We start from the raw sequence: 13,675 nt of genomic DNA, 5'->3' as shown, positions 1-13,675 counted from the left end.
TAGATCACGCTGCCCGCCTTGATTTCCCGAGCCGCGTGATCGCCTGCTCAAGCGGACGCTCGCCGTCGCAATAGTCCTGCCAGGCCGAGGTTTTCGCAAGCAGCGCCGGCACGGTGCGCACGGTAAATCGCTTCGGGTTGAGATCGGATTTCACCTGAGTCCAGGTCAGCGGCATCGAAACCGTGGCGCCGGGCCGCGCGCGCGGCGACAGTGGCGCCACGGCCGTCGCCATACGATCGTTGCGGAGATAATCCAGGAAGATCCTGCCGCCCCTCAGGCTCTTGGTCATTTTGATGAGATAGAGGTCGGGATTATCGCGCGCCATCTGCTGACACACGTCGTGCGCGAAGCCTTTGGCCTCAGTCCATGACAGCGGTTTGCGCTTGTTGACGGCAAGAGGCGTGACGACATGCAGTCCCTTACCGCCGGTCGTCTTGCAGAAACTGACGAGGCCGAGTTGGTCGAGCCGGTCGCGCATTTCACGGGCGGCCGCGACCACGGTCGAGAACGGCACGTCGGGCCCGGGATCGAGGTCGAACACCAGCCGGCCGGGTACTTCCGGCTTGCCGGGCTCGCAATTCCACGGATGCAGCTCGACGCCGCCGATCTGGGCGATCGCCGCCAGCCCCTCGATCCGATCAATCTGCAGGTAAGGCCTCTTGTCGCCGAAGACTTGCACCAGCTCGAGGAGGTTGGAGGTGCCGGGCATCGCATGCCGCTGGAAGAACTGTTCTGCGCCGATCCCGTCGGGCGCCCGAATGATCGAACAGGGCCGGCCCTTGATGTGCTCGATCAGCCAGACGCCAACCGCCTCATGATAGCGCGCCAGATCTTCCTTAGTGACGGGCTCGCCATCACCCGCGTCCGGCCACAATGGCTTGTCCGGGTTGGAAATGAGGACGCCCATGACCTCTGCCTTGGCGCCTTTGCGCCGGACGGAGCTGTCCCTCGCAGTCGCCGCCGGCTCCGGCGTGTCGGTTTTGCCGGGCGATGCCGGCTTCTCGGCCTCGACCTCCTTCGCCGGCTTGTCCTCGCGCAGCCCCTTGAACGCTGCCTGACGGACGAGGCCGTCTGCCGTCCACCCTTCGAATTCGATTTCGGCGACCAGCTCGGGCTTCAACCAGACAACTTCGGCCTGCTTCTTCGGAGCGCCGATACCTGTGAACGGCGATCTCGCCGTCTCGATCGCCTTCAGTTTCGGTAGCAGCAACTCGACTTTCCTGGCGCCGTAGCCGGTTCCGACACGACCGACATAGACGAAGTGTTCACCACGATGCACGCCGACCAGAAGAGACCGGAACTTGCCGTTGGTTTTGGCGTAACCGCCGATAACCACTTCATGGCCGGCGCGGCATTTCGACTTCGCCCAGGTTTCGGTGCGGCCCGCTTGATAGGGCGCATCCATCTGCTTGGAGATGACGCCCTCGAGATGCAGCTTGCAGGCGGACCGCAGCACCGCGTCGCCGCCGGATTCGAAATGTTCGACATAGCGGATGCGGCGATCGTCAGTCGTCTCATGGAGCAGGCTCTGAAGCCGCTCCTTTCGCTCGACCAATCGCATCGACCGCAAGTCCTTCTCGCCGTCGAACAGAAGGTCGAAGGCGAAGTAGACCAAATTGCCGGTCGTTCCCTCCGCCAGGGCCGCTTGCAGGGCCGCAAAATCGGGGGCGCCGTTCTCATCGAGCGCGCAGATCTCGCCATCAATGATGCAATCGGGCAATACGGAAGCAGCCTCCGCGATCTCGAGGTATTTCGCTGTCCAGTCCAGGCCTTTGCGGGTCTTCAGCGTCGCCTTGCCATCAGCAACCCGCACCTGGATCCGGTAGCCATCGAACTTAATCTCGTGCAGCCAGTCATCGCCGGCCGGTGGCCGGTGAAGCTTATCGCAAAGCTGCGGGTCAATGAACTCCGGCAGGTCGGCGGTGACGGAAGTCGCAGCATCCTTGCGCAACCGCTTCTTACGCTGGCCGGCCGCCAGGCCGTGCTTGCTGTCCCAGACGGCGTCGGCCTCGGCACGTGCATTGGCCATCATGAACGGGCGCGGTTTTCGACCCTTGCCTTCGGCGATCTGCTCCATGCTGCGGCCGGAGGCCACCGAGGTGGCATTTTCCTCAAGGATCGCGGCGCCGTTCTCCTCGACGGAATGATCGTCGTGATGCTTAATCAGCAGCCAGTTGGTCCTTTTTTCGCCGTCGCGGCTGCGCATCCGGACCAGAACGAAGCTGCCGTGCAGACGCTTGCCCTCGAGCGTGAACTTGAAGTCTCCCTTCCTCAAGGCATCTTCCGGTGACTTCCTGCCTTCCGGCTCCCAATAGCCACGGTCCCACAACATCACCGTGCCGCCGCCGTACTGGCCCTTGGGGATCGTGCCTTCGAAGTCACCATAGTCGAGCGGGTGATCTTCGACCTCAACCGCCAGCCGCTTGTCGTGCGGGTCCAGCGACGGTCCCTTGGTCACGGCCCAGGACTTGAACACCCCGTCGAGTTCCAGCCGCAGGTCATAATGAAGACGGGTGGCATCGTGCTTCTGGATCACGAACCGCCGGCGACTGGAAGGCTTGACGTGTACTTCACCGCTCGGTTCGCGGGTCTTCTGGAAATCGCGCTTGGCACGATATTTCGAGAGATTGTCGGTCATGCTCAGCGGCTCGATATACGGAGTGGGCCGGCGTCACCGAGACTGCGCCGAACGGTCGCCACATCACTGGATGCGATATCCGCCAAGGCCTCGATCTCGCCTGCGACCGGCACGTCGCAACGAGCGCGTCCCCCAGGAGAAGCGTCCCCACCCGGTAGCACGGAGCCCGCTGTTTTGCGGTCACTTGCCGACGCGATGAAGATGTCAGGCCTCGAGATGCAGTTTTGAACGAGGTGTTCGACGGCAAGATCGGCCGCTTCTAGGGTTTGGACCGTCGCCCTGATCTTAGTGTTGCTGACGTCGGCCATTGGGTGTCTCCTGATATGGTTTTATTCAGAGGCTCATTTCAGCGGTTGCGTTTTTTCCAGTCCTGATACGGCGCCAGCAACTGACCCGGAAAGCGCTTTCCGATTTCTTCCTCGATTAATCCAATCCGCGACAGCACCTCATCGCGTTCCGTGCCTTCAACGGATTCGCTTGCAGCTTCCAGATCGCTCATGACAGAAAAAACCTCGTCCTCTGTCATCGCTGTAAGCCGGGCGGCAAATTCTGCGACGGGGATGCTGTTGAAGTTCGTCATGAATAACCTCCAACCTTCCAAGCCATAAATCTTGATGTCGGCCCGAAGTTCCAACGAGACGGGAATCATAAGACTTGCGGCAGGTTTGCGCCTAGGCTCAAAGGCGATCGTAAACGGAGCACACTTGCGCGAAATCGGTGTGTGGGCCGGGATCCTCGCTCGAGGCTGCGGCTGATCTGTCCACCTGCATAGCGCCGGCGCGGGAGCGTTCGGTTCCGACAATCCCGGGAACGCCCGCCGCGACCGGTTCGTGAAAAGGACAGCAAAGCAAGGCGATGGTCCAACCGATCATAGCCCGGCGTCGCGAAGTATTCCCGCTTCCTCTCATAGAAGCCTCTTGGCAATACATCCTCACCTCGGCCCCGTGGTCACCCGGAACCAACTGCTAATGCATCTTTTATCCGTATCGACCCCGTGCATCTCGGCTCAAGAAATGACGACCTCAATATTTACGGTGCTGTCGGAACCTTATCGATCGGCCGGGCTTGGGTTCGTCTCGGTCAAATCGACTGGGCACAAACCAAGGAGAACGATAATGGCAAATCAAAGCGGCAGCAGCGAACAGCAGCGAAAAGCTGGTGAGCAAAGCCACAAGAATGATAATAAACGGCAATCCACGAGCCGGGACAGCGGAAGCAGCAAAAGCTCCGGCTCCGGCGGCAAGAGTGGCTCGGGCGGCTCGGGCGGCTCTGGTGGTTCCGGCGGTCGCAGCAGTGATCGAAAAAGCTGAGGGTATGACCGTGGTAAGTGGTCAAGGACGCGAGCGGCCCGATGAACTTCCAGAAGATGGACCGCTTGGCAAAGAGGATTTGCTTGAACCTCGGAACCCGGTTCCGGATGCGGAAGACCCGGACGAGGAGGACGACACCGAGGAGGTCGATGTGCCGCCCCTGGACCCAGACATGGACGACACCGATGATTTACCCCCTCGGGAGTAGACGTATTGCGTGAACCAATACGATCGCCCGTCCCTGGCCGGGCGGATTTCGTTTTACGGACGACTGCAGTTTGAAACTGTCGTGATCACGAGGCGGGGAGGAGCCGCCTCGTTTCACGAGCGCGGTAGTGCCCGGACGTCGACGCTATTCCTGAGTTACCTGCGCCATGTTGACGGCCACATTCCGGCTTCCGTCGCCGGAAAATGCGCCGCCAATGAGTAGGTATGCAGCAATCGCCAGCATCGAAAACAGCATTACGCCTATCGGCAATCCGATCGATGCTCTCCGCTCGCGTAACGTTCTCTGTGGTACATCGCGAGAGTCTTCCTGGTGTTAAAATCGAGTGGTGCCAGAACTGCCCGGAAGGGTCGATGCGGACAGCTCTGGAACCATTATGCGCCCTTGGCCGCAAAGGTGGATGCTTCGCCATGGGCCTGAGTGAAATATGTGTCGCCGGGACAACGCGACAACTGATCTGAGACCTTTGCCGGTGGCGTGTGAGACTGAAGTCCTATGGCGGAACTTTAGGGGGGGTCGCGGGTTCTACTCCGCTACTTCGATCTTCCCCGATCGAAAACGCCTCTAGGCCCCACCCATCATCAAGTGTCCCCGCGCGGATGGGGCCTACCGCGCCCGTCCGAATTTCGTGGAAACTTGGGAGCCCCGGCAGCGGGGCAGTTCTCTTGGATCTCTATGCGGAGGCGATTTATGGCTGACGATCTGAGAAGAAGGCTCGGAGCAGAAGGGTTGCCCCAGCCAAGAGCCTGAGGTCGTCTTCATGCAGAGGATCGTTAACGACGCGATCGCCTGCAACGCGCAGCTGGCCCGCATCTGGCAGCTCACTTTCGAGGACTTTGCGACGGACATCAAAGACCCCGATAGCCTCGGGAATCTCAGAATCCAGTCACAAGCTGTGTGGGGTTAACAAGGTATCGGTGTAGCTTCGCGAACTGAGCGTGGACGCAGGACGGAAAGCTCCGGCATCCCTCGTTCAAGGGCGTGCGCGAGATGAAAGGGCTGACCGAAGTCTTCGAAATCGATCGCGACGCATAACGTCGTGTAAACGAGATAGGCTGCCCGGCTCACGTGCCGTTGAACTGGCGCGCCGCAACCCGGTTGAACTGGTGGGTCGCGCAGGCCTCATCCTTTCGAATAAGGGGCTACGCTCAAAGATTTAGGAATCAAATCTAAGGTCTGGATGGTTCCTACACGGACAGGATGTATACTGTGTGTTTGCAAAGGAGCCAGGGCCATGGAGAAGAGAAACGACTCAGAAAAGGTCCCTGAGGGACTGGAAACTGAAGCGCAGGCGCGGAGAGATTTTCTCAAGAAGGCCGGGCGTTTTGCCGTTGTAACACCTCCGGCGATTACCCTCCTCCTTGGTACGAGCCTGAGTTCGCGCGCCATTGCCAAGTCCAGTGGCACACGTCCCGGCTGGGGTTTTGGGGACAAGAACCATACCCACAACGGACCTCCGGGTCTCTGGAAGCGGTTCGGCGGCTGATCGGTGGTCCTTCGCCTCACACTCAGTTTTTGATCATCTTCTTCCACGACTTGGTGTCCACTTATTTTGGTGGACACCTTATGCGTCAGCTTACTCAAGAGAAGACGGCGCGGGGAATTTCGCGCTTGGCGTTTCCTAGAGCAGAGGTGGCCCTGAACCTGAGCCCCTGACCAGTCAGCAGGGGCTCAGCGAGCCTGCGACGGTTAGTCGATAATCCGGACGATCTTGCGTGTTCCTGGGTCTACCAGCACCGTTCGGTTGTCAACGACGACATAACGATACTTGATGTCCGGCGCATCAATCGTTTGCAGTTCCACGGTTTCCGGAACCGTCGAGCCGACATTGAGCTCCACTCCAGGAAGTTTGATGGAAGCAAGCGGCTTTTTCTTCACGTATTCGCGAACGACCGTTTCCTGCTCTGGCGTGATAACGACCGTCTGAGCCAGGGCAACGCTAGAAGCACTGACCAGAAACAGCCCTGCGAGGGCGGAGCTGACAAGCTTTCTCATGTTCTCCTCCAAGTCTGGTTGTTGTAGTTCCCACTCTCAATGCGGGAACCGCTTACTAAACCTCGTGGCGGAGTTTCCGTTCCGGTGGTCAGACTTTGGACGCATGGGGGTTCGACCTTAGTCTGAGACCTCGAAAATTACGCAAGGCGGTGTGGAGGTTCCTCCCGCAATTGCGCGAACTGGTGATCGAGCGCGGACGCGCCTTCCTCAAGCCGGATGGTGACAGGACCGACGAGATCTCGGCACGGGAGATTGGCTTGGTCGCTGGCGGCTCCACCACGGGCGTCTCGATCTTGGCCTTCACCTCGTCTGGCCATTGGCGATGCCCCTCACGCCCCGACTTCCTAGCCGTGAGAACCTCCAACGTACCCTCAATGGAGAAACTCCTTGTCGCTTTGTTGCGCTGGGCATCGGCTATGAGTTCAACGATCGAATATCGGCAATCGCCGGCTATCGTGCACTGGGCGTTGACTACGACGACGATGGTTTCCTGTTTGATACGGTCCAGCAGGGTCCAATCCTCGGGCTCGCCGTAAAATTCTAAGGCTTGTCGAGTTTAATTCGCCTCATATCCGGCCGCCTCTGCACCGACACGAGATCATGTTGCCATTGGCAACCCGCAGAGCATGTAGCGGCTCGGCCCTGCATGTTGTGCAACCATCAGGCCGATAGACCTGGAGCGCCGCCTCGTGATGTATGTTCCGGAGGAAATTGCGCGGAGATTGCTTTATGGAGTGAGAGAAGAAGCGGGACGCGGTATGTCCCGCATCCCGCTTCAGCGGCTAGGGACGCTCAGCGAACGTAGATCGTCAGTCCGCCGTCAGTGGCCTGTTCGGCGCCGCCGATATTTTCTATCTCGACATTTTGCGCCTTCAACTGTTCCGCAAGCGGCTTGTTGGCTTCGATCGCCGTGACCAGGGCTTTACGCTGCTCCGGCGTCGCGTTTTCCACCCACAAGCGGGTCTGATTCTGTTCCGCCAGCGTGCTGATCTGAACGACGTTGACTTTATCGCCCTTGAATTCACTCACCGATTTTTCGATATTGGCCGGCCAGTTCATTTCAGCCTGAGCATAAGCTATTCCGCCAAAGCTAATGGCGGACAGGGCGGCAATTACGGAAAACACTGCAATGCGTTTCATGGTCATGCTCCTCTCTTGGGTTGCGCTCGTGGCCCAAGCGGCAACGAAACGCGTGGTTACCGGCCTATCCCGTCGCGACCGCACGGGCCGGAACGGCGCCGGATGGCTATTTTTTGTTGAGACGGTGCAAATACAGCCTTGCTGGTGGCGATTGAATGATGATCGCCCTTACATGTCGGAAGCTGCGTGATCGAGCTTCGCACCCTTTCTTCGTCGCAAGTTCCAATACCGGCGCGTTGTGAACGTATATAGCTTCACACAAGAATGGCCCTGCCAGGTTTGCAAGGGGACGGCTCTCGCGCGCTGGCACATGCCCAAACGCGCTCCTAGTAGCAGGGCGGATAGGGATAGTAGCCACAGGCCCCAGGAGCGTAGTAGCGACGCTCGGCAGCTGCCGCGCCGATCGCAGCCCCGGCGACTACGCCTGCACCGTAATAGGCTCCCGGGTGCGCATACCATCCCCCGCGCCAGACCGGGGCACGACCACCAACCGCTACCCCGCCGTATGGGCCTCGAGCAGCAAACCAGTCGATAAACAGCGATGCCGGGCCGTCCGCCCCAACCAGATCACCTTCCAGGACGGAAACTTCGAAAGTCAGATTACCACCCTCGAGCTTGGGCGCCTTCAAGACGACCACTGCATCGGCGACCGAGTCACCTCTGCCGCTCAGGACTGATATTGTTGCATTAGGAGGGTCCTTGGCGAAGCTGTCCGTTCCCTCACCCCATTGCTTGATGAACTCGGAGGTGAGGACGTGACCTGCAGATCGCACCGGCCGATCGGCGAAGACGATCGAACTGGCGGTGATGCCGGACATCGTGAGCTTGCCGTTTTCGAGTTTTGCTCCCGCAGAATTAAGAACGGCAAGAGACGGTACCATTTGCGATTTTGTCGCCCCGATCGTCTTTTGCGCCGGCGCTGACATGGCGTCCTGTGCGAACATTGGCGCGGTGGATAGCAGGCCCGCCGCCAGAGCGACCAGGCATATGCAGGATAATTTGTTCATCTGTATCACTCCCTCTTGTCCCGGTTGGCCCTATTGCGGGAGCCCCAGATTGATTAGCAGTGCGCACCTGTTGTCGGCTGACACGGAATGGCCGGGGGTGTCAGTCGGCCACTCTGCGCGTTCATGATCCGTGATCTGAAAGATAGTTTCCTCGGATTAGTATGGTTTTGCGAAAGGGCCCTTGCCGAACCTTTCCAGTTCCCGCTCGATGTCGATAAGGATGCTGTCTATGAGCTCCTGATACTCGGCGATCCGCTGTTGCCGTCCGGAAGATGTGGAGCGCCGCCATCGGTCCTTCTCCTCATTGGCTATGGCGAAATCCTCACAGAGTTCGCGAAAGGCCTCGCATTGGGCGGCGAGTTCCTCGATCGCCTGACCGCTCGTTTTGAAGTAGCTCGTTACGAATTCGACACCCTTTCCCATTTGATCTATCCGTTTGTGTGAGGCCTGAGTTCAAAGGAAGGACAATGCCAAATACCGGCGCTGCTTTTCGGCCATCGTGAGCGCTGGCAGGAGAGACGCAAGGTACGTAACTGTAACCTACAGTGAGCACGACACGTTTTACTCGCGTAAGATGTGGCTTTCTGGTTGCCGATGAGGCATTGAACCTTTGGCGTTGGAGACTTAGGCTCGATTTCAACAAATTACGAATTTGAAGCCAGATTGAGAGACAGTGGCAGCATCCCCCAAGGGGAGGACGCGACGCCGCATCCAGAGCCCAGCGCCGAAGATATCCCGTGCCAGCTGCAAAATGCTGTCTCCAGCCCCGAATCTCGCACGGGGACCTTGGCGCTGCCTTCCTGATGACGCAGGACGCCGATCTAGCGAAGAAACTGTCAAATCCGATTGCCTCGCTGGTGAGTGTACCCTTCCAGTTCAACTACGACAGCGGATATGGTCCAAGCGACGGGCACAAGGCGGTTCTGAACATTCAGCCGGTCATTCCATTTGAGCTGAACGACGATTGGAACGTCATCTCGAGGACTATTGTCCCGGTAACATCACAGGACGACATCGCAGGGGGCAGCGGAAGCCAGTTTGGACTTGGAAATACGCTCCAGAGCTTTTTCTTCTCGCCCAAGGAATCCGCGGCCGGCGGGCTGATCTGGGGCGCTGGTCCCGCCATCCTTATTTCAACTGCGACGGAGCCTCTGCTTGGCGGGGGGAAGCTGGGGCTCGGTCCCACAGGTGTTTCTTGAAGCAGGAGGGACCATGGACCTACGGCACGCTTGCCAATCATATCTGGTCAGTCGCGGGAGACGGCGGGCGTGCGGACATCAGTTCGACGTTCCTGCAGCCGTTCGCTTCCTACACGACGCATGATGCCTGGACCTTCACGTTGGACACCGAAAGCACGTACGACTGGAAAAGCGACCAATGGAGCGTGCCCATCAACTTCTCGGTGTCGAAGCTCGTCACCTTTGACAAGCAACCCGTCAGCTTCCAGGTCGGAGCACGTTACTGGGCGGAATCCCCGGAGGGCGGCCCGCAGGGCTGGGGCGTTCGCGCCCGCCGTTACATTCCTGTTCCCCACGTGAGCGCCACATAAGTGCGTCGAGTGCCTAAGGGTCAGAAAGGCTACGCAAAAGCGCTCCACCACCGGAGAACGGAACTTCCAGTCGATAGATGGCTTTTATCAACCAAAGACAGCGGTAGCCTTGATACACAAGGGCTACCATGCGATTCTTCGGGCATGATCCGAAGGAGATGAGAATGTCGGAGATGCTTGCAGCGCTTACCAACATTCGGACTTGGCGGCGCGGTTTGATCAGTTGCTTCAGCTTGCCCTGATCGGCCTCAACGACGTTGTTCAGATATTTGACCTGCCGGTGCACAAGGCCTCCGGGACATTTGCCTTCGGCCTTCAATTGGGCAATAGCAATGCCATAAGTCGGAGCCTTGTCGGTGTTGATGACGGTTGGCTGTTCCCAGTCCTTCAGGCCATTCAACGCCTTGCCGAGAAAGCGTTTGGCCGCTTTGGCATACGACGCTGCTAATCCCCACACGCTTTGAGCACCGTGACTTTCCCTCCAGGCGCAAGCACAAAATGGCAAACAACTGTCGTGCCTGGCGCAAAAGTCGCGGTACCCCCAAGCTCAACGCGTGCTCCACCTTTGGAAAATTCGATCTCGGGGGCACCAACGCTGTAGAAGCCGCCCTTGACGAGTTCCACGGAATGAATAATCCGGGCCCGGCCCTTTTCGTTCGCCGCTAGCTTCCATTCCGCCACGACACGCGACGAAACGTGTTCGAAACCCTGTCTTACAACGATGATGCGATAGCTGCCTTCTCCAACGCCGTCTTCTCTCCAGTACCCACCTTCCACGACCGCCATAACGTCGGGATCCACCAGCACCTCGGCGAGGGACTCGTGGGCAGCGAACAGAACAAGGCACCCGAACAATTTGCCAAGAATGCGGCCCCTGCTTGCGATGCTCATTGATCGTTCCCCCTTGAATGTTGATTGGCCGGTCTCGCGGTTCCTGCCCCCTATGTTTACTCCCGGTTGAGAAGGACCGCCATCAGCTGCAATTCATCTGGTCGTCATGTAGAATGTGCCGTGGGAGGCCGCTCGTCACGAACGCCACAAGCGCGGCCACCGCGTTGGCACCTCCACTGATCACAATGGCCGAGAAGTAACTGTTGCTGGCGTCATAGATAAAGCCAGCGAGGCTCGGACCGATCAGCGTGCCGATTGCGACGCTCGTGTAAAGGAGGCCGATTATCCCACCGACATTGCGGCGACCGAAATGATCGGCAACCACGGCCGGCAGTACCGCGACCCAGCCACCGTAGAACAATCCGAACAGCAAGGCGAAGGCAGCAAGTGCCCAAGATCCGGCAGACGAAGCCCAAATTGCAAGCGAAACGGCGATGCCTGCGTACATTATCACCAGGAAGGTGTCCCGACCCAAACGATCCGCAAGGCCCCCAAGGCAAAAGCGCCCCGCTGTGCTTCCAACGCCGATCACACTCAAGAGTAGGACAGCGACCGCTGGAGCGATCTGGTGATCGACTGCAAACGGCACAAGATGAATAAACGGAACGAATACGCCGACTGCGCTCAACAGACATGCCACGTACATGCCAAGAAAACGCGGCGTGCGTATTGCATCCTTGACTGAGACGCCCTCCTTTGCCGCCGAACTTTCGATGCCGGGTTCGTCCGTGGCCCCGTCCGGCCGCAGTCCACGTTGCCCCGGATCGTCTTCGAGCAGCAGCGAGGCGCCGACGCCGACCGCCGCGGCCGCTCCACCAAGCACCAAATAGGCCCCTCTCCAGCCCAGGGTCGAAATCAACCACGTCGCCAACGGCGGCATGATAAGGGTACCAAAACCGATACCGCTAACCGCGAGCCCCGATGCCAGGCCACGTCGCGCGACAAACCAGCGCTGCACTGCCCCAAGGGCTGGCACATAGGCGCATCCCACGCCAAGACCTATGCCGAGACCGTAAGCTGCATAGGCCTCAGCAATGGTGCGCGCCTGCCCCGCCAATGCAAGGCCGAGACCGACAAGCGCCATGCCGACAACACAGAGCGATCTTGCTCCGAACCGATCGGCAAGCGGACCAGAGATAACGCCCAGGCTAAAATACAAGAAACCCGCCGTCGAAAAAACAAGCGAAATGGAGCCACGCGATGCCCCGAGATCCCGCTGTAACGCTTCGATGAATGCACTGAAGGTATAGGCACTGCCAAAGCCCACGAATGTCACTGCAAATGTCGCGGCAACGACAACCCATCCGTAAAAGAAGTCCCGGCGTTGATGGAAAGCGATCATGATGTTTCCCTTTCTATCAGCCTTTTGCCGGGTGTCTCTGGTGCCAGGTCGTATGCTCCTGGAATGCAGCTACCGCGCGCACCAGGGTCAGTTCCTGGAACTGCCCCGCCAGCAATTGAACGCCGATCGGCATACCGTCCCTTGCGAAGCCTGCAGGAAACGTCAGTGCCGGATGGCCGCTCATATCGAGGGGGCAGGTGTAGCGCTGCAGCCTGGCGATCAGATCCGGCTGCTCGCCAAGTGTTGCGAGGGCAGCGAGCGTCAGCGGGGCGAACGGCTGTACGGGGGTCAGGATCAGATCGACCGCCGCAAACAAGGCTTCGACCTCACGGCGGAAAATCGCCCGTCGCAGGAGGATCTGCTGATACTCCGCCTCTGAGACGGTTCTCCCCATTTCGATGACGCCGGCAAGGATAGGTCCGTACAAGTTCCTGTTTTCTGCAAAGTCTCGCGCGTGAACCGCTGCCGCCTCCACGGCGCAGTTAGGCACCCAATCGGAGACGGCCTGCCCCACGTCTGGGAACTTGATCTCGACCATGAGCGCGCCGAGATCCGAAAAGACGACGGCGGCGTCGTCGAGAGCAGCTTGTGTCTGGGGCTCCACATCCTCGCTGTTCCAACGTGGATCGAGACCTATCCGTAAACCGCCGATCCCACCGCGCGAAGCGGAAGCGAAATCCGGTACCGGTTGGGCGGCCGCCGTAGGGTCTTTCGGATCAGCCCCCGCGATGGCGGCAAGAATGATCCCCGCATCGACGGCACTTCGCGCAATCGTGCCTATGTGGTCGAGCGAAGGTGCGAGATCGAAGACGCCGTGGCGGCTGACCCGTCCCCATGTCGGCTTGAGGCCGGTGACGCCATTTGCAGCCGATGGCCAGCGGATCGATCCGCCCGTGTCCGACGCAATCGCGCCGAAACAAAGGCCCGCTGCCGCAGCGACTGCTGAACCGCTCGAGGAAATCCCGGTCCAGTAGTCCGCGTTCCACGGATTGACAGATGGGGTTATTGCCGGATGGTAGTCCGAATAGGCCCCCTCAGTCATTTGCGTCTTGCCGATAATGATCGCGCCTGCTTGCCTGAGGCGTCTGACGACGGTGGCGTTTTCGTCGGGTATGAAATCGTGATGGACGAGTGTCCCGGCCCTGCTTGGCACACCTTCGACCCAGCACAGGTCTTTGACGGCAACAGGAACGCCGTGCAGCGGACCGCGATGGCGTCCGGCGGCGATTTCTTCGTCTGCCACTTTCGCCTGTTCCAGCGCGCTTGTGTCCATCACCTGCGCATAGGCATGAAGCTCCGGCTCCCAACGCGCAATGCGCGAAAGTTGCGCTTCGGTCACCGCACGCGAGGAAACGCACCCTCTCCTGATTCTGTCTCCGATGTCCCTGAGGCTAAGAAAAGTGAAATCATCCGAACCTATCGCCATTCAATTTCTTCCCGACTGCGGTGAGCGCACATACCTTAGAAAATCTGCCTCAATCCAACCGTCCCCTCACCAAGAGCAGCAAGACAATCGGCACTACAACGTGTTAAAGCACCTCACCAGCTTCCGACAAACCAGATCTAATCAACCATAT

The 13,675-nt window shown here is 59.1% G+C and carries 13 protein-coding genes and 2 pseudogenes; 4 read left to right on the top strand and 11 right to left on the bottom strand.

Annotation, left to right across the window (positions count from 1 at the left end; translation table 11 throughout):
* Positions 1-4: 4 nt before the first annotated feature.
* From ligD to AC070A_RS29200, 3 genes are read right to left on the bottom strand one after another with little or no spacing between them, the layout of a single operon-like run.
* Entirely contained in the window at positions 5-2,638 is a 2,634-nt protein-coding gene (ligD, locus tag AC070A_RS29210; protein ID WP_113737831.1) for a DNA ligase D, read from the bottom strand.
* Between the two features lie 2 nt (positions 2,639-2,640).
* A complete protein-coding gene (locus AC070A_RS29205; protein WP_113737833.1) occupies positions 2,641-2,946 on the bottom strand; it encodes a hypothetical protein in 306 nt (101 codons plus the stop codon).
* 38 nt (positions 2,947-2,984) lie between these two features.
* Positions 2,985-3,218, bottom strand: a complete 234-nt coding sequence (locus AC070A_RS29200; protein WP_057251558.1) for a hypothetical protein — start codon at positions 3,216-3,218, stop codon at positions 2,985-2,987.
* A 535-nt stretch (positions 3,219-3,753) separates the two neighbouring features.
* On the opposite strand from AC070A_RS29200, the gene AC070A_RS29195 reads away from it, so the two are divergent.
* The 3 genes from AC070A_RS29195 (at position 3,754) to AC070A_RS29185 (ending at position 5,660) form a co-directional block, all read left to right on the top strand.
* Complete coding sequence (locus AC070A_RS29195; protein ID WP_113737835.1) at positions 3,754-3,948, top strand: hypothetical protein; 195 nt, start codon at positions 3,754-3,756, stop codon at positions 3,946-3,948.
* Positions 3,932-4,156, top strand: coding sequence for a hypothetical protein (locus AC070A_RS29190; RefSeq protein WP_162771031.1), 225 nt, complete (start codon positions 3,932-3,934; stop codon positions 4,154-4,156). The genes AC070A_RS29195 and AC070A_RS29190 overlap by 17 nt, the downstream gene beginning before the upstream one ends.
* Positions 4,157-5,408: 1,252 nt before the next feature.
* Complete coding sequence (locus AC070A_RS29185; protein ID WP_192495150.1) at positions 5,409-5,660, top strand: hypothetical protein; 252 nt, start codon at positions 5,409-5,411, stop codon at positions 5,658-5,660.
* A 203-nt stretch (positions 5,661-5,863) separates the two neighbouring features.
* On the opposite strand, the gene AC070A_RS29180 is transcribed toward AC070A_RS29185, so the two are convergent.
* The 4 genes from AC070A_RS29180 to AC070A_RS29165 form a co-directional block, all read right to left on the bottom strand.
* Complete coding sequence (locus AC070A_RS29180) at positions 5,864-6,169, bottom strand: DUF1236 domain-containing protein (RefSeq protein ID WP_113736917.1); 306 nt, start codon at positions 6,167-6,169, stop codon at positions 5,864-5,866.
* 792 nt (positions 6,170-6,961) lie between these two features.
* On the bottom strand, positions 6,962-7,315 hold the full coding sequence (locus AC070A_RS29175) for a hypothetical protein (RefSeq protein WP_255571637.1): 354 nt from the start codon (positions 7,313-7,315) through the stop codon (positions 6,962-6,964).
* A gap of 320 nt (positions 7,316-7,635) precedes the next feature.
* Positions 7,636-8,316, bottom strand: a complete 681-nt coding sequence (locus AC070A_RS29170; RefSeq protein WP_113736919.1) for a hypothetical protein — start codon at positions 8,314-8,316, stop codon at positions 7,636-7,638.
* A 156-nt stretch (positions 8,317-8,472) separates the two neighbouring features.
* Positions 8,473-8,739: a hypothetical protein gene (locus AC070A_RS29165; protein WP_057251566.1), complete on the bottom strand. Its 267-nt coding sequence runs from the start codon at positions 8,737-8,739 to the stop codon at positions 8,473-8,475.
* Between the two features lie 347 nt (positions 8,740-9,086).
* On the opposite strand from AC070A_RS29165, the pseudogene AC070A_RS29160 reads away from it, so the two are divergent.
* Positions 9,087-9,854 (top strand): annotated as a pseudogene (locus AC070A_RS29160) (transporter).
* A 24-nt stretch (positions 9,855-9,878) separates the two neighbouring features.
* On the opposite strand, the pseudogene AC070A_RS29155 reads toward AC070A_RS29160, so the two are convergent.
* The 4 genes and pseudogenes from AC070A_RS29155 to AC070A_RS29140 all read right to left on the bottom strand — a co-directional run.
* A pseudogene (locus AC070A_RS29155) lies at positions 9,879-10,295 on the bottom strand (DDE-type integrase/transposase/recombinase); the annotation flags it as partial.
* A 14-nt stretch (positions 10,296-10,309) separates the two neighbouring features.
* Positions 10,310-10,756, bottom strand: a complete 447-nt coding sequence (locus AC070A_RS29150; protein WP_057251567.1) for a hypothetical protein — start codon at positions 10,754-10,756, stop codon at positions 10,310-10,312.
* Between the two features lie 82 nt (positions 10,757-10,838).
* The gene (locus tag AC070A_RS29145) at positions 10,839-12,098 is read right to left on the bottom strand and encodes an MFS transporter (RefSeq protein WP_113736920.1); all 1,260 of its coding nucleotides are present in this window, start codon (positions 12,096-12,098) and stop codon (positions 10,839-10,841) included.
* A gap of 16 nt (positions 12,099-12,114) precedes the next feature.
* Positions 12,115-13,437, bottom strand: coding sequence for an amidase (locus tag AC070A_RS29140; protein ID WP_494773615.1), 1,323 nt, complete (start codon positions 13,435-13,437; stop codon positions 12,115-12,117).
* Positions 13,438-13,675: the final 238 nt, after the last annotated feature.

This window comes from Ensifer sp. GW101-20A05 (genome assembly GCF_059424735.1).
The sequence above is the reverse complement of the archived record's forward strand: the minus strand, read 5'-3'. Positions and strand labels throughout refer to the sequence as shown.